18 protein-coding genes and 1 pseudogene are annotated in these 21,339 nt (G+C 70.5%); 9 read left to right on the top strand and 10 right to left on the bottom strand.

Going from position 1 to position 21,339, the window contains the following annotated elements; all coding sequences use genetic code 11:
- The first annotated feature begins 1 nt into the window (after position 1).
- The 4 genes from JQS43_RS09345 to JQS43_RS09330 all read left to right on the top strand — a co-directional run bounded on the left by JQS43_RS09345 (position 2) and on the right by JQS43_RS09330 (position 6,565).
- Positions 2–1,396, top strand: coding sequence for a glycosyltransferase family 2 protein (locus JQS43_RS09345; protein WP_239678665.1), 1,395 nt, complete (start codon positions 2–4; stop codon positions 1,394–1,396).
- A 120-nt stretch (positions 1,397–1,516) separates the two neighbouring features.
- Entirely contained in the window at positions 1,517–2,218 is a 702-nt protein-coding gene (locus JQS43_RS09340; RefSeq protein ID WP_239678664.1) for a DUF4191 domain-containing protein, read from the top strand.
- Between the two features lie 162 nt (positions 2,219–2,380).
- Entirely contained in the window at positions 2,381–3,805 is a 1,425-nt protein-coding gene (gene glnA / locus JQS43_RS09335; RefSeq protein ID WP_239678663.1) for a type I glutamate--ammonia ligase, read from the top strand.
- 117 nt (positions 3,806–3,922) lie between these two features.
- Positions 3,923–6,565, top strand: a complete 2,643-nt coding sequence (locus JQS43_RS09330; protein ID WP_239678662.1) for a penicillin acylase family protein — start codon at positions 3,923–3,925, stop codon at positions 6,563–6,565.
- Here the strand turns inward: JQS43_RS09330 and JQS43_RS09325 are convergent.
- From JQS43_RS09325 to JQS43_RS09315, 3 genes and pseudogenes are all read right to left on the bottom strand, one after another.
- Complete coding sequence (locus tag JQS43_RS09325) at positions 6,540–8,294, bottom strand: hypothetical protein (RefSeq protein ID WP_239678661.1); 1,755 nt, start codon at positions 8,292–8,294, stop codon at positions 6,540–6,542. The two genes, JQS43_RS09330 and JQS43_RS09325, sit on opposite strands and share 26 nt — an antisense overlap.
- A pseudogene (locus JQS43_RS09320) lies at positions 8,287–11,058 on the bottom strand (bifunctional [glutamine synthetase] adenylyltransferase/[glutamine synthetase]-adenylyl-L-tyrosine phosphorylase); the annotation flags it as partial. The gene JQS43_RS09325 and the pseudogene JQS43_RS09320, both read right to left, overlap by 8 nt.
- A gap of 32 nt (positions 11,059–11,090) precedes the next feature.
- Positions 11,091–11,849 (bottom strand): type 1 glutamine amidotransferase, encoded by a 759-nt coding sequence (locus tag JQS43_RS09315; protein WP_239678660.1) that lies wholly within the window; start codon positions 11,847–11,849, stop codon positions 11,091–11,093.
- 38 nt (positions 11,850–11,887) lie between these two features.
- Here JQS43_RS09315 and JQS43_RS09310 point away from each other — a divergent pair, with 38 nt between their 5' ends.
- Positions 11,888–12,820: a S66 peptidase family protein gene (locus tag JQS43_RS09310; RefSeq protein WP_420847691.1), complete on the top strand. Its 933-nt coding sequence runs from the start codon at positions 11,888–11,890 to the stop codon at positions 12,818–12,820.
- Positions 12,821–12,925: 105 nt separating this feature from the next.
- Here JQS43_RS09310 and JQS43_RS09305 read toward each other — a convergent pair whose 3' ends face one another.
- The 3 genes from JQS43_RS09305 to glnA (JQS43_RS09295) are packed head-to-tail and all read right to left on the bottom strand — an operon-like array spanning position 12,926 to position 15,056.
- Positions 12,926–13,312, bottom strand: a complete 387-nt coding sequence (locus JQS43_RS09305) for a hypothetical protein (RefSeq protein ID WP_239678658.1) — start codon at positions 13,310–13,312, stop codon at positions 12,926–12,928.
- Entirely contained in the window at positions 13,309–13,656 is a 348-nt protein-coding gene (locus JQS43_RS09300; protein WP_239678657.1) for a hypothetical protein, read from the bottom strand. Before JQS43_RS09300 ends, JQS43_RS09305 begins: the two co-directional genes overlap by 4 nt.
- Positions 13,657–13,706: 50 nt before the next feature.
- Positions 13,707–15,056: a type I glutamate--ammonia ligase gene (gene glnA, locus JQS43_RS09295; protein ID WP_239678656.1), complete on the bottom strand. Its 1,350-nt coding sequence runs from the start codon at positions 15,054–15,056 to the stop codon at positions 13,707–13,709.
- On the opposite strand from glnA (JQS43_RS09295), the gene JQS43_RS09290 reads away from it, so the two are divergent.
- Positions 15,007–16,962 (top strand): NAD+ synthase, encoded by a 1,956-nt coding sequence (locus JQS43_RS09290; RefSeq protein ID WP_420847670.1) that lies wholly within the window; start codon positions 15,007–15,009, stop codon positions 16,960–16,962. The genes glnA (JQS43_RS09295) and JQS43_RS09290 overlap by 50 nt on opposite strands.
- 114 nt (positions 16,963–17,076) lie before the next feature.
- Positions 17,077–17,874 carry a 3-methyl-2-oxobutanoate hydroxymethyltransferase gene (gene panB, locus JQS43_RS09285; protein WP_239678654.1) on the top strand — a complete coding sequence of 266 codons (798 nt, stop codon included), beginning with the start codon at positions 17,077–17,079 and terminating at the stop codon, positions 17,872–17,874.
- A 68-nt stretch (positions 17,875–17,942) separates the two neighbouring features.
- On the opposite strand, the gene JQS43_RS09280 is transcribed toward panB, so the two are convergent.
- The 3 genes from JQS43_RS09280 to npdG form a co-directional block, all read right to left on the bottom strand.
- Entirely contained in the window at positions 17,943–19,010 is a 1,068-nt protein-coding gene (locus JQS43_RS09280) for an IS30 family transposase (RefSeq protein ID WP_239678653.1), read from the bottom strand.
- Positions 19,011–19,152: 142 nt separating this feature from the next.
- Entirely contained in the window at positions 19,153–19,581 is a 429-nt protein-coding gene (locus JQS43_RS09275) for a CBS domain-containing protein (RefSeq protein WP_239678652.1), read from the bottom strand.
- A gap of 76 nt (positions 19,582–19,657) precedes the next feature.
- The gene (gene npdG / locus JQS43_RS09270) at positions 19,658–20,350 is read right to left on the bottom strand and encodes an NADPH-dependent F420 reductase (protein WP_239678651.1); all 693 of its coding nucleotides are present in this window, start codon (positions 20,348–20,350) and stop codon (positions 19,658–19,660) included.
- 135 nt (positions 20,351–20,485) lie between these two features.
- Here npdG and JQS43_RS09265 point away from each other — a divergent pair, with 135 nt between their 5' ends.
- Positions 20,486–20,641, top strand: coding sequence for a DUF6131 family protein (locus JQS43_RS09265; protein WP_239678650.1), 156 nt, complete (start codon positions 20,486–20,488; stop codon positions 20,639–20,641).
- Between the two features lie 91 nt (positions 20,642–20,732).
- Entirely contained in the window at positions 20,733–20,954 is a 222-nt protein-coding gene (locus JQS43_RS09260) for a CsbD family protein (protein WP_239678649.1), read from the top strand.
- A gap of 77 nt (positions 20,955–21,031) precedes the next feature.
- Here JQS43_RS09260 and JQS43_RS09255 read toward each other — a convergent pair whose 3' ends face one another.
- Positions 21,032–21,277: a DUF6458 family protein gene (locus JQS43_RS09255; protein ID WP_420847669.1), complete on the bottom strand. Its 246-nt coding sequence runs from the start codon at positions 21,275–21,277 to the stop codon at positions 21,032–21,034.
- Positions 21,278–21,339: the final 62 nt, after the last annotated feature.

Genomic DNA, 21,339 nt, shown 5'->3' with positions numbered 1-21,339 from the left:
GATGACTACCGCACTGCTGGTCATCGTCATCATCGTGCTCAGCACCTTCCTGGTCACCAACGGCATCTACCTGCTCAACTCGATCCTGGCCGCACGCAAACTGCGTGACATCAGCCGGGAGCTGCGGCGCTCGACCGCCCCGGAGGCGTTCGCTTCGCAGCTGACGCCCGGTGTGTCGATCCTGGTGCCGACCCGCAATGAGGAAGCGGCCATCGTGGATACCGTGCAGTCGTTGCTCGCCCTGCGCTATCCGAGGTTCGAAGTGATCGTGGTGGAAGGCGGCTCCACCGACTCGACCAGGCAGCGGCTGATCGACGAGTTCGAGCTGGTGCCCGCGCAGCGGGCCAGCCGGGACGCTATTCCCACCGGTCCGGTAGGGCCGTGCTTCCTCTCCAGCCGCTACCCGGACCTGTGGCTGATGTGCAAGCCCGAGGCCGGAAAGGCGGACGCGCTCAACGCCGGTGTGAACGCTGCCCGCTACCCCTACTTCGCTACCGTGGACGGTGACGCGATCCTGGAGCCGGAGGCGCTACTCAGAGCGATGCAGCCGGTCCTTGCCGACCCGTCGGTGATCGGCTCGGGCGGCATGGTCCGGGCGGTCAACGGCTCGGTGGTGGAGCACGGCCGGGTGGTCACGGTCGGCTTCCCCGACACCTACGTGAGCGGCCTCCAGATTGCCGAGTATTTCCGGTCGTTCCTGCTGATGCGCACACCGCTGAGCGGGGCCGACTCGGTGCTGATCATCTCCGGCGCGTTCGGGCTGTTCCGCCGCGACCTGGTGGAGCAGGTAGGCGGCTACTACACCGAAACCGCGGCCGACGACGTCGAGATCGTGATCCACCTGTACCGCTTCGCCCGCGAAACCGGCCGCCGGAGCCGCATCGTCTTCCTGCCCGACCCGGTGTGCTGGACCGAGGTCCCCGACACCCTCAGCGGGCTACTGCGGCAGCGCCGGCGCTGGCACCGCGGCCTGGCCGAGGCGATCTGGCGCCACCGCCGAGTGGTGTTCCGCCCCAGCTACGGCCGGCTGGGCTGCTACGCGATGCCGTACCTACTGCTGGAGCTGCTAGGCCCGCCGGTGGAGGTGTTGGCCTGGGTGACGGTGATCGTCGGAGCGTTGCTCGGGGTGCTGTCGCTACCGGTCTTCCTGCTGTTTCTGGCGGTGTCGATCTCGCTGAGCATCAGCGGTTCGCTAGCCGCGCTGACGCTGGCCGAGGCGGACTATCGACGGCACGCACCAGGGCCGGAGACCAGCCGGCTGGTGACCTATGCGCTGTCCGAGACCTTCGGCTACCGCCAACTGGTGTCCGTCGCCTGTCTGGCCGGCCTGATCGACTTCGTGCGCGGGCGCCGCTACTACACCCAACCCACGCGGCGCGGGCACACTCGAAGGTAACGCCATCGCGGCCACGGCACGAACGGGTCGGCTGACAGGCTCATGATCGGCCGGGAAGTCGGCCGGAGAGAGCGGCGGGCGGTGGGCGGCTGGTGGGGCGGTCACGGCTAGACTGGCGGGATGGCCAAGGCTGAGCAGGAGAAGGTGGGGTTCTTCGGCCGTCTCAAGCAGATCGGGATGGTCTTCAAGTTCACCGCCAAGCAGGACAAATGGTTCGTTCCGTGGGCGGCTGCCGCGGTCCTGCTACCCATGTCGCTGGTGGTCCTCGCCCTGCTGGCGGGGCTGGGGTGGTTGTGGCTGCCGGTGGGGCTGATGACGAGCCTGTTGGCGCTGCTGATCGTGCTCAACGTGCGGTCCAGCAAGGTGTTCATGAAGGCCGCCGAGCAGCAACCGGGCGCCGCCGCCTCGATCGTGGAACGGATGCGGGGCGACTGGCGGGTGACCCCGGCGATCTCCTCCACCACCCAGATGGACATGATCCACCTGGTGTTGAGCCGGCGCGGCGTTATCCTGCTCGCCGAGGGTGACCGGCAGCGGTTGAAGCCGATGCTCGGTCAGGAGAAGCGGCGACTGTCGAAGGTGATCGGCTCGGCGCCGCTACACGACTTCATCCTCGGCCACGGGGAGAATGAGATCCCGCTGGGCAAGCTGCGGATCAAGCTGATGCAGCTGCCGAAGAGCATGTCCGGGCGGGACGTCAACTCGCTGGACAAGCGCTTGAAGGCGCTGTCGGCGCGACCTCGGATGCCGAAGGGCGCCATCCCGAAGGAGATGGTCCCCCGCAACATTCGGCCGCCGAAGGGCGCCACCCGCGGCCGCTGACCGGCCCGGATCCCCCGCCGGGATGCTGTAACAGACCAGAAACAGTCGAGACACGCTAGGGCAACCCCTCGGCCATAGGCTAGGTGCAGAGCCGGCCACCTGTGCGCGACGTTGCGTCCGGCCGGATGTACCCGATCCGCACGCCAGCGCCAGGAGGAAGTGTTGTTCGCCAACCCTGATGAGCTGCTCCGTTACATCAGCAGCGAGGGTGTCAAGTTCATCGACGTCCGGTTCTGCGACCTGCTCGGGGTCATGCAGCACTTCGTCGTCCCGATCGAGTCGTTCGACGACTCGGTCGCCACCGACGGGCTCGCCTTCGACGGTTCGTCGATCCGCGGGTTCCAGCAGATCCACGAGTCGGACATGCTGCTGCTGCCGGACGTGGCGACCGCCTTCGTCGACCCGTTCCGGGCTGAGAAGACGCTCGCGATGAACTTCTTCATCCACGACCCGTTCACCCGTGAGCCGTACAGCCGGGACCCGCGGAACGTCGCGAAGAAGGCCGAGGCCTACCTGATCTCCAGCGGGATCGCCGACACCGCGTACTTCGGGCCCGAGGCCGAGTTCTACGTCTTCGACTCGATCCGGCACGAGACCAGCCCGCACCAGAGCTACTACTACATCGACTCGGTCGAGGGCGCCTGGGCCACCGGGCGGGAAGAGCCGGGCGGCAACCGGGGATACAAGACCGCTTACAAGGGCGGCTACTTCCCGGTCCCGCCGACCGACCACTACGCCGACCTGCGCAACGCCATGGTTACCAACCTCGGCAAGGTGGGCATCACGGTCGAGCGGGCCCACCACGAGGTCGGCACCGCCGGCCAGGCGGAGATCAACTACCGGTTCTCCACCCTGCTGCACTGCGCCGACCAGACCCAGCTGTTCAAGTACGTCATCAAGAACACCGCCTGGGCCAACGGCAAGACCGCCACCTTCATGCCGAAGCCGCTCTTCGGCGACAACGGGTCGGGGATGCACACCCACCAGAGCCTCTCGCTCAACGGTGACGCGCTCTTCTACGACGAGACCGGCTACGCCGGCCTGTCGGACATGGCCCGCTGGTATATCGGGGGGCTGCTCACCCACGCGCCGAGCCTGCTGGCGTTCACCAACCCGACGGTCAACTCGTACCGGCGGCTGGTCCCCGGCTTCGAGGCCCCGGTGAACCTGGTCTACTCGCAGCGTAACCGCTCCGCCTGCATCCGGATTCCGGTCACGGGCGCCAGCCCGAAGGCGAAGCGGGTCGAGTTCCGGGTGCCGGACGCGTCCGCCAACCCGTACCTCGCCTTCTCGGCGATGTTGATGGCCGGCCTCGACGGGGTCAAAAACAAGATCGAACCGCCGGCGCCGATCGACAAGGACCTGTACGACCTGCCGCCGGAGGACTACGCCAACGTCACCCAGACCCCGGGCTCGCTGCCTGAGGTGCTGGAGGCGCTCAAGGCCGACCACAACTACCTGCTCGAGGGCGGGGTGTTCACGCCGGACCTGATCGAGACCTGGATCGACTGGAAGAACGAGAACGAGATCGACCCAGTTCGGCTGCGTCCGACGCCGCACGAGTTCGAGATGTACTTCGGGGTCTGACCCAGAAGACCACCACGGCGAGGGCCGCCCGGAGATTCTCCGGGCGGCCCTCGCCGTCTGCCGCCTCTGATCAGCGCCGGGCCGACACGGCGGCCTACCCGCAAGTACGCTGCCGGGATGAACTCCGCTGCGCGCTGGCCCCGCCGAACGTTGAAGATCGGCATCTGGACGCTCGCAACCCTGCTGGTCGTCGCGCTCGTCGCCAGCCTCCTCGGGGTCTGGACCGTCCGCCGCGCCTTCCCCAGCCACGACGGGGAGCTCGCTCTGCCCGCGCTGGACTCCCCGGTCACCGTCTACCGTGACCAGCACGGCGTCCCCCAGATCTACGCCGAAACCGTGGAGGACCTGTTCCGCGCCCAAGGGTTCACCCACGCCCAGGACCGGTTCTGGGAGATGGACTTCCGCCGGCACCTCACCAGTGGCCGGCTCTCGGAGCTGTTCGGCCCCGATCAGGTGGAGATGGACACGTATCTGCGGACCATGGGCTGGCGCCGGGTGGCCGAGGCCGAGTGGGAGCTGCTCAGCGCCGAAACCCAGCGCTACCTCACCGCGTACGCCGAAGGGGTGGACGCCTGGGTGGCGGAGACCGGCGGACCGGCCGCCACCGGCCGCAAGTCACTGCACTACCGGGTGCTGGGCCTGCAGAACTCCGGCTACGAGGTGGCGCCCTGGGACCCGATCGACAGTCTCGCCTGGTTGAAGGCGATGGCCTGGGAGCTGCGCGGCAACCTCGACGCGGAGGTGGAACGCGCGGCGCTGCTCGCCGCCGGCCTGCGCCGGGACCAGATCGATGAGCTCTTCCCCGGCTACCAGTACCAGGAGCAGCCGCCGATCGTCGGTGACGGCGATCTGGTCGACGGTGAGTTCGTCCCCGGCGACGACGAGCCGGCCGAGTCGGGTGCGGCCGCCGGCCGCGGCGGCGAGGCCGACAGTCAGGGCGGAGCCGGCAGCGCCGCCCCGGCCGGAGGGTTCGGCCCCGCCGGCAGCGACGCCGGAGTGGGGTCGAACTCCTGGGTGGTCAGCGGTGCGCACACCGAATCCGGCGCCCCGATCCTGGTCAACGACCCGCACCTGGGGGTGACCATGCCCGGGACGTGGTACCAGGTCGGGCTGCACTGCGACTGCGGTTACCGGGTCAGCGGGTTCAGCTTCACCGGCGTCCCCGGGGTGGTGATCGGCCACAACGACCGGATCGCGTGGGGCTTCACCAACCTCAACCCGGACGTGACCGACCTGTACCTGGAACGGCTCGCCGACGACCGGTACGAACTCGACGGGCAGTGGCAGGAGCTGTCGGTACGCACCGAGACGATCCGGGTCGCCGGCGGTGACGATGTCACCGTCGAGGTGCGGCAGACCCACCGCGGGCCGCTGCTCTCCGACGCCGATGATGAGCTGGCACGGCTCGCCGACGCCGGCCCGGTGCAGGATGAGGTGATCGACACCGCGGGTGCGGCCCCGAGCGCCCCCGGTGGTGAGGAGTTCGGCTTCTCGCTGGCCTGGACCGCGCTGACCCCGGGCACCACCATCGAGGCGCTGTTCGTGCTGAACCAGGCCACCGGCTGGGAAGACTTCCGGGAAGCGGCGGCGCGCTTCGAGGTGCCGTCGCAGAACCTGGTCTACGCCGACGTCGACGGCGCCATCGGTTACCAGGCGCCGGGCCGGGTGCCGGTGCGGGCCGCCCACGACGGGCAGTGGCCGGCGCCCGGCTGGAGCTCGGAGTTCGACTGGGGCGACGATGTGCCGTTCGAAGCGCTGCCACACACCTACAACCCGCCCGAGGCACTGATCGTCGCCGCCAACCAGGCCGTCGTCGGGCCGCAGTACCAGCCCGCCCTCACCGAAGATTGGGGGGTCGGCTACCGCAGCAACCGGATCTACGACCTGCTCGACGAGGCGATCGCCGCCGGACCGATCACCGTGGCCGACATGGAACGGATGGTCTTCGACAACTACCAACAGTTCGCACCGACGCTGGTGCCGGCGCTGCTAGCCGCCGCACCCGCCCCCGACCGCGACGGCCCGGAGCAGGCCGCGGTGGAGCTGCTGCGGGAGTGGGACCATCAGCAACCCGCCGACGGCGACCCGGGGTCGACCGAGGCGCACAGCGCGGCCGCCGCGGCCTACTACAACGCGGTGTGGCGACACCTGCTCCAGTTGACCTTCGACGAGCTGCCCGAAGACCGGCAACCGACCGGCCGGGGCCGCTGGTTGGACGTGGTGGCGGCGCTGCTCGACGAACCCGACTCGCCGTGGTGGAACCGGCTCGACACCGGAACCACCGAAACCCGCGACGACATCCTCGCGCAGGCGCTCACCGACGCGTACCAGGATCTCGCGGCTGAGTTCGGCGAGGACCCCGCCCAATGGCGCTGGGGGGACCTGCACACGCTGCACCTACGCGACGCCACCTTCGGCAGCTCCGGGATCGGTCCGGTGGAGTCGCTGTTCAACCGGGGTCCGTTCCCGGTCGCCGGCGGGTCGGACATCGTCAACGCGACGTCGTGGGACGCCCGCACCGACGGCTACGAGGTGACCGTCCTGCCGTCGATGCGGATGGTCATCGACATGTCTGACCTGGACAGTGCCCGCTGGATCCAGGCCACCGGCAACTCCGGGCACCCCTACCACGCCAACTACGTCGACCAGCTGGAGCCCTGGCAACGGGGCGAGATGCTGCCGTGGCGGTGGGAACGCGCCACCATCGAGGCGGAGGCGGTGGCCGAACTACGGCTCAGCAGCGCGGGCCCGGCCGGGTGACCACCCCCAGCACCTCATACTCACCCGGCTCGGCGACCTGCACCTCGGTCCACTCCCCCGCCGCGGTCAAGCAGGCCTCACCGTCGCCCACGATCGCCAACCGGCGCGACCACCACACCCGCAGCAACACCTCCGCATCGGCCTCGGTGACCTCGAACACCACCGACTGCGGCGTCATCTCCAGCAGGGTCGCCGGCCCCTCCAGGATCGCCGGGGCGTCGATGACCTTATACAGCACCCAGTCGTCGTCCTCCCACACCGGATCGAGGTAAGGCAACCCCTCATCGATCAGCTCCGCCTCCGGGCGGCCCACCCACGACACCGGCCCTTGCGGGAGCACCACGTACGCGACCCCGTTATCGGTGAGCCACTGCTGATATGAGTCGGCGTCGAGGGTCCCGTCGAAAAAGAGTGGATGCCGGTCGAGGTCGGCCTGGCGCAACCAACCCCGGGCGAGCGGGGCGGTGTCCAGGTGCGCCGCCTCCCAATAGTTGACGGTCGGCACCACCTCGACCCGCCCCTCCAACTGCCGGCCGGCGAGCTCCTCCCGCAGCGCCGCATAGTGCTCCGGCGCCGCCGTCGGATCGCCAGCACGGGCCAGATCCTGGAAGACCACCGGCGGCTGCCACACCGCCAAGCCCGCCAGCACCGCGGTCAACCAGCCCACCGGCCGCCGCAGCTGCCACCCGTGCGCCCGATGGATGAACCTGCCCAGCGCCGACCTGGTCAGCCGCCAACCGATCCACACCCACTGCGGCACCATCGCGTACGCGCCCACCAGCGGCAGCGCGAACAGCGCCGCCAACCGGGTAGCGTTCAGCCCCACCGGCGTCGGCACCAGGTAAGCCGCCGCTACCCCGGCCGCCGACAACAGCGCCCCGGCCCGGACCACCCGGTGCGGCACCAGCAGCGCCACCACCAGGCTGGCCACCACCGCCTGCCACAGATCGGCGGCGCTCATGTTCATCCACCCACCGGTGCCGAACCAGCCACCCATCACCAGCACCGGTACGCCCGACCCGGCGATCAGCATCAGCCCACCGAGCGCCGGGTCGGTCGGGCGAAACGAACCACGCCACACCACCGGCCGGGTCCCGCCGCCCGGGGTGGGGTCGCGCCGCCGCCAGCCGTGGCAGAGCAGCGCTACCCCGGCGAGGCCGACGAACAGGCCCGCCACCGGACTCGCCGCCGCCGCCACCGCGGCCAGCACCAACGCCCCGGTCCATCGCCGCAGCTGCGGCCCGTGGCCGGTCAGGGCGACCAGCGCGAGCAGGCCGAACGCCACCCCCAGCGCGAATGTGACCCGACCCGAGACCAGGTTGCCGGCGAAACCCACCGCACCCAACACGCCGCCGAGCAGCGGGCGCGGCGCGCCGGTCCGCCGCAGCAGCACCACCAGGGCGAGCGCGGAGACAACAGCCGCGATCGCACCCACCGGCCGAGGACCCAGCCACGCCATCAACGGCGGCGACACCATGCTGTAGCCGTACGGCACCACCCCGCCGTACCAGCGGAAATCGACCGGCGCCCAGCCGTGCTCGGCGAAGAAGTCGGCCCGGGCCACCTGCGCGGACAGGTCGGTGCCCATCGGCGGCGCCAGCAGCCAGGCGACCACCAGGGCCACCGCCAGCGCTCCGGTGACCAGCAGCGGCCGCCGATCGGGTCGGGTCAGTGCGGCGACCGCACCACCCGGCACCAGGCCGCGCCCGGTGCCCACCGGACTAGCCATCGAAGACCCGCTCCATCGCCGCCCGGCTGTGGCGCGCCACCCGCAGGTAGTGGTCGTAGAACTCGTGCGGGTCCGGCTCGGCCAGCAACTGGGCCACCCCGGCCAGCTCCGGACCGTGCGCCGGCAGTTCGTCGGCGGGTCGGCCACGTACCAAGGTCAGGGCGTTACGCACCTGCGCTGCCAGCCGCCAGCCGGTGACCAGCGCGGTGGCGTCGGTCGCGCCGATCAGGCCCGCGGTGCGGGCGGCGGCGAAGGCCGGCAGCGTCTGCGGCGTCCGCAGCTCGGCCACCTCCGCCCCGTGCCGCAGCTGCAACAGCTGGATCGTCCACTCCACATCGGCCAACCCACCGCGGCCCAACTTGGTGTGGGTACGCGGGTCCGCGCCGCGGGGCAGCCGCTCCGCCTCCACCCTGGCCTTGATCCGCCGGATCTCCACCACCTGCTCTCGGGTCAGCCCACCAGCTGGGAACCGCACCCGGTCGGCCATCGCCAGGAATCGGGTGCCCAGGTCGGCGTCGCCAGCGACGAACCGGGCGCGCAGCAACGCCTGCGCCTCCCAAACTCCCGACCAGCGGGCATAATACTGGGTGTACGCGGCGAGGCTGCGGACCAGCGGCCCCTGCCGCCCTTCGGGTCGCAGGTCGGCGTCGATCCCTAGCGGCGGGTCTGGCGCCGGCGCGGAGAGCAGACCGCGGAGCTGCTCGGCGACCCGGCGGGCGCTGGTGGCGGCCAGCTCGTCGGTCAGCCCACCGGAGGTTTCGTAGACAAAGAGCACATCGGCGTCGGATGGGTAGCTCAGCTCCCGGCCACCGAGCCGGCCCATGCCGATGATCGCGAACCGCAGGGTCTCCGGCGCCCCCGCCGCCGCCCGTGCCGCCGCGAGCGTCGCTCCGATGGTGGCGTCGGTCAGATCGGCGAGCGCCGCACCGACCGTGTCGATCTCGACCGGGCTGCCCGGCGCCAGCTCGCCAGCGGCCAGCACATCGGCGCAGGCGATCCGGAGCAGCTCCCGGCGCCGCAGCGCCCGTACCGCGGTCACCGCCCCGGTGGCGGCCCCCACGGCACCGCCGCTGAGATGCCGGGAGGCCGCGGCCGCGAAACCTTCCCGCAGCACCGAACCGGACCGGGGGACGAGCTCCTCGTCGTCGGCTAGCAGCCGCACCGCCTCCGGGTCCCGCGCCAGCAGCTCCGTGACGTAGCGGGACAACCCCAGCACCCGGGCCAGCCGCTGCGCCACCGGGCCGGTGTCGCGCAACAGCCGCAAATACCACGGCACCGCCCGCAGCGCCTCCGAGACCTGCCGGTAGGCCAACAACCCGCGGTCGGGCTGCGGCGCGGTCGCGAACTCCTCCAGCAGCACCGGCAACAAGGTGCGTTGAATCGCCGCCGAGCGGGACACCCCGCCGGTGAGCGCCTCCAGATGGCGCAGGGCGCCGGGTGGGTCGGCGAAGCCGAGCAGCTCCAGCCGGGCCGACGCCGCCGCCGGAGTCAACCGCAGCGAGTCGGTCGACACCCGCGCCACCGCGGTGAGCAGCGGTCGGTACAGCAGTTTGGCGTGCAACCGTCGCACCTGGGCCGCGTGCCCGACCCACTCCGCCCGGAAGGCGCCGACCGCGTCGCCGCGGGCGTCGCCCCGGTAGCCCAGAGCGGTCGCCAGCCACGCGAGCCCTGCCGGATCATCCGGCACCAGGTGGGTGCGGCGCAGCCGTTGCAGCTGCAGCCGATGCTCGACCCGGCGCAGGAACCGGTACGACGCGACCAGCGCCTCGCCGTCGTCCCGGCCCACATACCCACCGGAGACCAGCGCCCGCAGCGCCGGCAGCGTACCCGGCACCCGTAGGCTCTCATCGGCCCGGCCGTGGACCAGCTGCAGTAGCTGCACCGCGAACTCGATGTCGCGCAGGCCGCCGGGGCCCCGCTTGATCTCCCGGTCGAGCTCCCCCGCGGGTACGTTGTCGATGATCCGCTGCCGCATCGCCCGGATGTCGGCGACCGCGTCCGGCCGAGTCGCCGCCGCCCAGATCAACGGCTGCAGCTCCGAGCGCCAGCGCTCGGTGAGGGCGGCGTCGCCAGCGGCCGCCCGGGCCTTGAGCAGCGCCTGAAACTCCCAGGTCCGCGCCCACTTGTGGTAATAGGCCAGATGGCTGGCGAGGGTCCGCACCAGCGGCCCCCGGGCGCCCTCCGGCCGCAGCGCGGCATCCACCTGCCAGGCCACCTGACCACAGATCTGAATCATGGTCGCCGCGACCGTGGTGGCCGCCGGCAGATCCGCCCCGTCGTCGGCTACGAAGATGACGTCCACGTCGGAGACGTAGTTGAGTTCTCCGCCACCACACTTGCCCATCGCCACCACCGCCAGCGACGGCGCGACGGCGGGGCCGTCGGCGAGCCGGTACGCCGCCGCCAGGGTGGCCTCGGCCAGGCCGGTCAGCCGCGCCATCACCTCCTCCAGGTCGACCATGCCGGTCAGGTCGTCGGCCGCGATGCGCAACAGGCTGCGCTGATACGCCACCCGTAGCTCGGCGACGTCGGCGCCGGAGACCGGCGGTTCCGGCGGTGCGTCGGGCAGCAGGCACCGCCACTGCTCCGGCTGGGCGACCAGGTAGTCACCGAGCGCGGAGGAGGCGCCGAGCACCGCCAGCAGCCGGGAACGCACCTCCGGATGCTCGGCGAGCGGATCGATGCCAAGCGCCTCGGTGAGCCGGTCAAGCTGCCGCTGCGCCAGCTCCGGATCGGCCGCCCCGGCCAACCGCCCGGCCCGCTCCTGCCGATTCCGGGCCGGCCCCCGCGAGTCGTTCACTGCCCGAGCAACGGCAGATCGGGCGGGGCGGTGACGAGCTCCCCGCGAACCACGGCGGCGAACCGGGCAGCCACCGGTTGCCACACCTCGGCCAGGTCGTCGCCGACCGCGGCCACCCCGGCGACCAGCACATCCGGGTCCACCCCGGCGGCCAGCAGCAGCTCCGGGTCGGCGACCGCCCACTCGGCGAGCTGCCCCGGATCGGGCTCGATGTGGAACTGCAGCCCCCAGGCGGCCGAACCGATCCGGAACGCCTGATGCGGATGGTGCACCGACGCGGCGAGCAGCACGGCGCCGGCCGGCAACTCGGAGATCTCGTCCCGCAGCCACTGCACCACATCCGGGGTGAACGGAACCCGTTCGAAGAGCACGTCGGAGTCGGCTGCGTCCCGGCGGGCAGCCAGCGCCGCCCCGGCCTGCGCGCTGCTGGCCGGGGCCACCGCACCGCCGTGGGCGAGCGCGAGCAGCTGCGCCCCCCGGCCGATCGCCAGCGTCGGCACCCGGTATCGGACCGCCTTACGCAGCAGCGACTCGGCCCCCGCCGGCCAGGGTGGGGCGTCCGGGTGCTGTCGCCCGAACACCACCATTCCGGCGTACTCGGTGGGGTCGGCGGGCAGCGGCTCACCGGCCGCCGGCTTGACCCGCTGCAACCGGAGGCCGGCTCCGGTCAGCCAGTCGCCGAGCCGGCGCAGGTCGGTAGCCACGTCAAGTTCAACCACCAGCACCTCGGCGGGTGGTTGCGGGTTTTCTGCCACGCTCCGAGGCTATCGACTCGGTCCGCCGGCTACGCTTCCTGCCCGTGGATTCGATAGCGACAGTTCGTGGTCCGGTCCTGCGGCCAGGCGACACCGTGGCGGTGGTGTCCCCGGCCGGGCCGGCCGAGCCGGAGCTGGTCGAGGTCGGTCTCGACCTGTTCCGGTCCTGGGGGCTCAACCCGGTGCTGGGGGCGCATGCGCTGGACCGGGACGGCTTTCTGGCCGGCCGCGACGAGGACCGGGCCGCCGACCTCAACGCCGCTCTGCGGGACCCGCAGGTGCGGGCGGTGGTAGCGACCCGGGGTGGGTACGGCGCCCAGCGCATCGTGGACGAGATCGACCTGGCCGCGGCCCGCCGGGATCCGAAACCGGTGGTGGGCTTCTCCGACATCACCGCGCTCCAGCTGGCGCTGTGGCGCGGCGCCCGGCTGGCCTGCGTACACGGCCCCGGCCTGGCTTGGCGACCGTCGCGTACCGGCGACCTGTCGGCGGAGTCGCTGCGCGACGCGCTGTTGACCACCCGGCCGGTGGTGGTGAAGCAGGACCCGGCGGCGCCGACCGCGCCGGTCACCTGCGGGGGTAGCGCCGCCGGCACCCTGCTCGGCGGGAACCTGTGTCTGCTCACCACTTCGCTGGGCACGCCGGACTTTCCGGATCTGGCCGGGGCGGTGCTGCTGATCGAGGATGTGGCCGAACCGCCGTACAAGGTGGATCGGATGCTGACCCAGCTACGCCGGGCCGGGGCGCTGGCCGAGGTGGCGGCGGTGGCGGTGGGTCAGTTCGTCGGTGCGGACGCGGACCCGGCGACCACGACCGAGGTGCTGACCGATGCGTTGGGGCAGCTCGGCGTGCCGGTGCTGGGTGGGTTGCCGATCGGGCACGGCGACGGCCAGTTGACGGTGCCGGTCGGGGTGCCGGCCACACTGGACGCCGAGGCCGGCACCCTGACCGCCAGCGCCGCGGTCTGCTGACCTCCCTGACCCATGAGTGTTGACCATGGAGTTTGGCACCCGTTTTGGCCCCCACCATGTACCTAGGTCCATGATCGCGCGGGGGAAGCGGGCGCGGGTGGGGGGTTAGACGGGTTCGATGAGGAGATCGCGGGCCGCGGCGGCGAGCTGATGCGGCCGATCGGAGAGCACCGGCCACCGGCGAGCCGCCGCCAACTGCGCCACATGCGCCGCGGTCACCTCGCCGCCGGCGAGCTTCACCTGGGCGCAGAGCACCGCGACGTCGTGCGCCCCCGGCTCTGCCAACACCGTCCCAGCGTCGTGGAGCAGCTCGGTCAACTGCTCGCTGCCGGGCCGGCTGGCGAGCGCTTCCCGCAGCGACAGCGTCGAGACCAGCAGGGTGCGACCGCGGCGGCGGCACGACCGGACCACCGACTGAAGATAGAGGTCGTCGTTGGCGTAGGCGAGCAGCGCGCCGGTGTCCAGCACCCACCCGCCGGCGTCAGCGATCATGCCGCCGGGTACCGGGCCAGCAACTCACGGTCCGCTTCGACCATCCGGCAGGCTTCGGCCCTCGCCTGCTCGGCGGGCATCCCCTCGATCTGGAAGACCCGCTGGTAATGCTCCACGGTCGGGCACCCGCCGCGGCGCATGATCCGGGCCTGGACCTCGTCGGATTCGGCCGCCGGGTGGGGGCCGGCGGCCCGGCACTGGGCCAGGAACCGCCGGCTCTCGTCGATGGCGGCGAGGATCCGGTTACTCAGCGCCCCCTCCGGCGCCGGATCAGGCTCCCGCCGCATCGGGGGCACCAGCAGGTGGGGATCGGTTACCTCGGAGCGCGACTGAGCATCAGGCATAACCTCATGGTATTTGCCTGACTACTAAGAGTCACCGCGCCACTCGTCCACTACAGGTTGAGATACCGGCGTCGCTCGTACGGGGTGACCTCCCGGCGGTACTGCTCCCACTCGTCCCGCTTGTTGCGGAGCACATAGTCGAAGACATGCTCCCCGAGCACCTCAGCCACCAGCTCCGAGTCGGCCATCACCGCGATCGCCTCGGCGAGGTTCTCCGGCAGCGGCTCGTACCCGGCAGCCTTCCGCTCCTTCGGCGACAGCGCCCAGACGTCGTCCTCCGCCCCCGGCGGCAGCTCATAGCCCCGCTCGATACCGGCCAGCCCGGCACCCAACATCACCGCGAAGGTGAGGTACGGGTTACACGCCGAATCCAACGAGCGGATCTCCACCCGGGCCGAGTTCGGCTTGCCGTACGCCGGCACCCGCACCAGCGCGGATCGGTTCTGGTGACCCCAGCAGACATACGCCGGGGACTCGGTGATGCCCTGCGCCAACGGCTTCGGGAACAGCCGCTTGTACGAGTTGACCCACTGATTGGTGATCGCGGTGAACTCCCGGGCGTGCATCAACAGCCCGGCGATGAACGCCCGCGCCACCTTGGAGAGCTTCATCTCGTCGTCCGGATCGTGGAAGGCGTTCCGCTCGCCCTCGAACAACGACAGATGGGTGTGCATACCGTTGCCGGGCTGATCGGTCACCGGCTTCGGCATGAAGGTGGCGTGCACCCCGTGGCTGAGCGCCACCTCCTTCACCACATGCCGGAAGGTCATGATGTTGTCGGCGGTGGTGAGCGCGTCCGCGTACCGCAGGTCGATCTCCTGCTGGCCGGGCGCCACCTCATGATGGCTGAACTCGACCGAGATGCCGATCCGCTCCAGCGCCAGCACCGCCTGCCGCCGGAAGTCCCGGGCCACCGCGTGGGTGGTGTGGTCGAAGTAGCCACCGGTGTCTACCGGCATCGGCTCGGCGCCGTCGGCCGGATTCTCCTGCAGCAGGAAGAACTCGATCTCGGGGTGGGTGTAGAAGGTAAAGCCCTGCTCGGCCGCCTTCGACAGCGCCCGACGCAGCACATGCCGCGGATCGGCCCAGCTCGGCGAGCCGTCAGGCATCAGGATGTCGCAGAACATCCGCGCGCTCTCGCCGTCCGAACCACCCTCCAGCGGGAAGATCTGGAAGGTCGTCGGATCCGGCATCGCGATCATGTCGGACTCGTGGACCCGGGCGAAACCCTCGATCGCCGAACCGTCGAACCCGATCCCCTCCGAGAAGGCCGCCTCCAGCTCCGCCGGCGCCACCGACACGCTCTTGAGGGTGCCGAGCACATCGGTGAACCACAACCGGACGAACCGGATGTCCCGCTCCTCCAGCGTACGAAGGACGAACTCTTGCTGCCGCTCCATGTCTTCCTCTCCAGCCGGCTGCGCGTCACCGGCGCCTTCGCCCCCGCCAGCGCGTCGACACCATCCCCCAGTCTCCTCTTCCCCGGTTACCGCCACATTACGGGCCCCCATCCGGGTGCGCGATGATGGAACCATGCCCCAGCTTCGACTCGCGCTCGCCCAGCTGAACCCGACCGTCGGCGACATCACCGGCAACGCCGCGCTGATCCGGCAGTGGTGCCGGCGCGCCGCCGACGCCGACGCCCAGCTGGTGGCCTTCCCGGAGCTGGCGCTGACCGGTTATCCGGTAGAGGACCTGGTGTTCCGGGAGGCCTTCGTCGCCGCGTCCCGCGCCCAGCTCAGCCAGCTCGCCGCCGACCTCGCCGCCGACGGGCTGGGCGGCCTGCCGGTGATCGTCGGCTACCTCGACGCCGACGGCCCGGCCCGGCTCGGCGCCGAAGCGGTCCGCACCGCCGGACCCCGCAACGCGCTGGCGCTGCTGCACGAGGGCGCCGTCGCCGCCCGGTACTTCAAACACCACCTCCCCAACTACGGCGTCTTCGACGAGGACCGATACTTCGTCCCCGGCGACACGCTGACCGTGGTGCGGGTAGGGCCGCCCGCCGAGCCGGTGGACGTGGCGCTCACCATCTGCGAAGACATCTGGCAGGCCGGGGGCCCGTTCGCCGCCGCCCGGGCCGCCGGGGTCGGGCTGGTGGTCAATATCAACGGCTCCCCGTACGAGTTGGACAAAGACGACGTACGCGCGCCACTGGTCGCCCGGCGGGCCCGGGAGGCGGGCGCCGCGGTGGCGTACGTCAACCTGGTCGGCGGCCAGGATGAGCTGCTCTTCGACGGCGACTCGATGATCGTCGACGCGACCGGGCAACTGCTGGCACGCGCCCCGCAGTTCGAGTCACACCTGCTCGTCCATGACCTGCCGCTGCCGCCCGCCGCGGGCGGTGGCGACGCGCCGGCACCCGCGGCGCTAGCCGGGCTCCGGCTGGCCCGCACTGAACTGCCGATCCCGTTGCCGGCCCCGACCGGCCCACCGCGCGAAGGCGGGGTGGCGCCCCGGTTGGCCACCGAGGCGGAGGTGTGGCGCGCGCTGGCCCTCGGCCTGGCCGACTACACCCGCAAAAACGGGTTCACCTCGGTGGTGCTCGGCCTCTCCGGCGGCATCGACTCCAGCGTGGCCGCGGCGCTCGCGGTCGACGCACTCGGCCCGGAACGGGTAGTGGGGGTCTCGCTACCCAGCCAGCACAGCTCCAGCCACTCCCGGGACGACGCCGCCGAGCTGGCGAAACGTACCGGCCTGGACTACCGGATCGAGCCGATCCAACCGATGGTCGACGCCTTCCTGGCGAACCTGTCGCTGTCGGGCGTGGCGGTGGAGAACCTGCAGGCCCGGGTCCGCGGGGTGATCCTGATGTCGCTGTCGAACCAGGAGGGGCACCTGGTGCTGACCACCGGCAACAAGAGCGAGCTGGCGGTGGGTTATACAACCCTCTACGGCGACTCGGTCGGCGGCTTCAACCCGCTCAAGGATGTGCCGAAGACGCTGGTCTGGCAGCTGGCTCGCTGGCGCAACCAGGCCGCCGTCGACGCCGACGAGCTGCCGCCGATCCCGGAGAGCTCGATCACCAAGCCGCCGAGCGCGGAGCTGCGGCCGGGGCAGCGCGACACCGACTCGCTGCCGCCGTACGAGCAGCTGGACGCGATTCTCGCCGGCTACATCGACGGTGACCTGGGCCGCGACGGGCTGGTCGCGGCCGGGCACGACCCGGCGGTCGTCGACCGGATTCTCCGCCTGGTCGACCAGGCCGAGTACAAACGCCGCCAGGCCGCACCCGGCACCAAGATCTCGATCAAGGCGTTCGGCCGGGACCGCCGACTACCGGTCACCAACCGCTTCCGCGACGCCTGACCGGTGTGAGATCTTCCACCGGCTCCTCCCCCCACCTCCCGATGAGTGGGACGATCAACGGAGTTGGACACCCGGGGACCGCCGCGGGCGGCCTCGAGGCGAGAGGAGACCCAAATGCCCGGTCGGGTACGCACCCACCAGCTGCGAGCGCTCAAGGAGCGCGGCGAGCGGTGGCCGATGCTCACCTCCTACGACCAGTACACCGCCGCGATCTTCGACCGGGCGGGGATACCGGTGCTGCTGGTCGGCGACTCCGCAGCCAACAACGTCTACGGCTACGGCAGCACCCTGCCGGTGACCGTGGACCAGCTGCTGCCGCTGGTCCGGGCGGTGGTCGGAGCGACCGAGCAGGCGATGGTCGTCGGTGACCTGCCGTTCGGCTCCTACGAGGAGGGCCCGACTCAGGCGCTGCGGACGGCGGTCCGGTTCATGAAGGAGACCGGCTGCCACGCGGTGAAGCTGGAGGGTGGTGCGCGGTGCGCACCGCAGATCGAGACGATCACCAAGGCCGGGATCCCGCTGATGGCGCACATCGGCTTCACCCCGCAGAGCGAACACCAGCTCGGCGGCTTCCGGGTGCAGGGGCGGGGGGACGCCGCCGAGCAGGTGCTGGCGGACGCCCACGCGGTCGCCGAAGCGGGAGCCTTCGCGGTGGTGCTGGAGATGGTCGCCGGTGACGTCGCCAAGCAGGTCACCCACGAGTTGCCGATCCCCACCATCGGGATCGGCGCCGGAGTCGAGACCGACGCCCAGGTGCTGGTCTGGCAAGACATGGCCGGGCTCAACACCGGCGCCGCGCCGCGGTTCGTGAAGCGGTACGCCGACCTGGCCGGAGTGCTCACCGAGGCGACCACCCGGTACGCCGACGAGGTCCGCGCCGGCACCTTCCCGGCCCCGGAACACTCCTACTGACCTGCCCGCTCCACCCGCCCCACCATCGCGCCGATCATGAGCGTGTTGACCGACTCGCCGGGGTGGTTTCAAGCGGTCGGTGCAAGGAGTAGTTGATTCAAGGCCTCCGCGGGAGTATCCCATCCCAGGGTCTCCCGCGGACGGCCGTTCAGCGACACCGCGACCGTGTCCATCTCGGCCTGGCTGACGACAGAGAAGTTGGTTTTGCCTCTCGGGTAGTACTGACGCAGCAGCCTGTTGGTGTTTTCGTTGGTGCCCCGCTGCCAGGGCGAGTGCGGATCACACAGGAACACCGGGCAGCCTGTGGCCAGGGTGAAGGAGGCATGACCAGCCAGTTCGCTTCCCTGGTCCCAGGTCAGCGAACGCACTAGATGCTGCGGCAGGCGGGCCATCAATCCGCGCACTACCGTCAATACCTCCGGGCTGGAGCGGTCAACAGGCAATGCGCCGAGCATCACAAACCGGGTGGTGCGCTCCACTAGAGTCACCATCGCCGAGGCGTTGTTACGGCCCAGGACCAGGTCACCTTCCCAATGCCCGGGCACTGCCCGGTCGTTGGCCTCGGCCGGACGCGCCGAGATATGCACCTGCTCGGTCACCCACGGCTTACCACAGATCGCCCCCCGGGCGGCCTGCGCGGCGCGGGACTGCGAACGCCGCTGCTTACGGCCGGTACGTAGCGCGTCGTTGACCAGCTCCCGCAGACTTCCCCGCGCCTGCAGATAGATGGACTTGTAGATCGTCTCGTGGCTGACCTGCATCTGGGGCATACCTGTGAAGGTACGCCGCAAGGAGTGGGTGATCTGCTGAGGCGACCAACGTTGCCGCAGCCAGGTAGCGACTTGCTCACGCAACGGTTTGTGGTCCAGTCGGCGGGGTTTAGGCCGCGCACGCCGCTTCTCGGCGTGTCGCTGCGCCCACTGGGCGGTGTAGCCCCACCGGTACAGCCCGCCCCGCACCGGCCCGAGCGGGTTTTTCGTTCCATGCCGCGAGGAATGCGACCGTGCGATTTCCCGCCATACCGACGAGAATCCCACCCCGAGCGCTGCCGCGATCTGCTCGAAGGTCGCTCCCTGCCGCCATAGGTTCTCGATCACCTGCCGGTGCCCCAACGTCAACACATGCGCCCGAGCCATGCACCCACTCCGTTCAACCGGTCCATGCCGTGGTCAACGAACCACTTGCACGGACCGGTTGAACCGAAGCGGGGCGTGTCTGCTTACCCGCTCATGATCGGCCGCGAGGTGGGCGCGATGGTCGGCGCGATGGTGGGCGGCGTCAGCCGTTGGACGGCGCCGAGTAGATGCTCCGGGCGAACTCGGCCACCTCATGCTCGGGCAACCGGGTCGCGACGTCAGCTTCGCTGATCATCCCGACCAACCGGTGTTGCTCAATCACCGGCAGCCGCCGAATCTTGTGCTCACTGAGCAGCTGGAGCACCTCCCGGTCGGCGGCGTCGGCGGACACCCACACCGGGGTGCCGTTGGCGAACTCGGCCGCGGTGACCGTGTTCGGGTCACCGCCGTTGGCGATGCACTTGGTGACGATGTCGCGGTCGGTGATGATGCCGTGGAGCCGGTCGTCCTCACCACAGATTGGGAGCGCCCCGACACCTAGGTCCCGCATACGGCGGGCGGTGTAGGCGAGCGTGTCGTCCATGTCGACGCACTCGGCACCCGGGTGCATGATCTCGCGCGCGGTAGCCATGGTGGCTCCTTTCGGACGCGGTTGCAGTGCCACCCTGGTTCGTTCCCAGCCCCGCGACCGGAAAACGTTCCGCGGCTCATAGCTGGGTGATGCGTACCCCGGCGTGCACCTTGTAGCGACGGTTCAACACCAGCAGGTTGGCGGTGAACGCCTCCACCTGAGGAGCGTTGCGGAGCCGACCGGCGTGGACGCCGCGGCAGCCGGGGATCTGCCCGGCCAGCGCCTGGACCACCCGGACCGCCTCCCGGTCCTCGCCGAGCACCATGATGTCCAGCTCGATCTCGGCGACCGCCGGGTCGGTCAGCAGGACGGAGCTGACGTGGTGGAAGGCGCCGCAGACGCGGGAGTTGGGCAGCAGCGCAGCGGCTTGTTGGGTGGCGCTGCCCTCGGGTACCGGCAGGGCGTAGGGGCCGCGGGAGTCGAAGCCGAGCGGGTTGACGCAGTCGACGACGATCTTGCCGGCCAGGTCGTCGGCGAGCTCCGCCAGCGTGTCGGCGTGACCATCCCACGGCAGGGCGATGATCACAATGTCGGCCTGCTGGGCCGCCGGAGCGTTCAGCATCCCCCGGATCGGCGCGGCGACGCCGGGTAGATCGGCGAGCTCGGCGGCGGTCGCCTCGGCCCGGGCAACGGTCCGCGAGCCGATGGTCACCGGATGCCCGGCGACCGCGAACCGGTAGCCCAGGCCGCGGCCCTGATCCCCGGTGCCACCGAGGATCGCGATTGTGACTCCGGTCACATCTGGCAGGTTGTTCGCGTCGAACGCCATGCCATCATCCTGGCAGATCACCACCCGGCCCCAAACTCCCGGCCGCCGCGCCAGATACTCGCCGACTCACCGGCGTTATCCTGCCTCGAATGTGGGTAGTGGAAACAGCAGTATCAGAAAGGATCGGAGCAACCGATGTTCGTACTAGGTGTAATCCTACTTATTCTCGGCGCCATCTTCGGAGTCAATATCCTCTGGACGATCGGCATCATCCTGATCGTCGTGGGCGCCTTGCTGTTCCTGTTGGGCGCCCTGGGTCGCCCGCTCGGGGGGCGCCGGCACTACTTCTAGAGCTGTTTAGGCCCGAAGCGCATCGGGAACCCAGTTACCGTGGCCCGGCCGATGATCCGCCGAGGCGCACCCCGAGACGGAGGAATCGACCATGGATGACAAGTTCGAGAACAAGTCAGAAGAGGTAGCGGGCAAGATCAAGCGGAAGACGGGCGAGGTTACTGACGACCCGGAGCTGCAGGCCGAAGGCGGCATGCAGGAGGGCAAGTCCAAGGCGAAGCAAGCGGCCGACAAGGCCGCGGACTCCGCGCGCGACGCCGCGGACTCGGTCCGGGAGAAGGCCCGCCAGGCCTTCAACCGCGACGACAAGTAACTTCGCGACATGCGGGCGGGCCGGCGCGATTCGCGCCGGCCCGCCCGCATGTGCCGTGCCGCGGCTCCGGGCCCCGTCTACGGGACCGGGGGACCAGGCTCGTCACGGTAGCCCCGGACCCGCGGCGGGGGCTCCGGCTCGACCAGAACGCGAGACCGCCGACGACTCCACAACAGCAGCGTCAACAGCAACCCCAGCGCCCCGACCGCCATCAGTACCCAGCCGGCGACGGTGATGTCCAACCACCCCAGCTGGTAATCGACGGCGAACGCGAGCAGGGCACCGACGGCGATGAGAAAAATACTCACCCCGATGCCCATCATGCTCACCTCCTCGTACCGGCAACAATTCCGACTGCTCTTACCCGCCCAGCACCACGGATACG

The organism is Natronosporangium hydrolyticum (assembly GCF_016925615.1).
Classification (GTDB): Bacteria; Actinomycetota; Actinomycetes; order Mycobacteriales; family Micromonosporaceae; genus Natronosporangium; species Natronosporangium hydrolyticum.
Note: the sequence above shows the minus strand (reverse complement) of the source record. Positions and strands in the feature narration are given on the sequence as shown.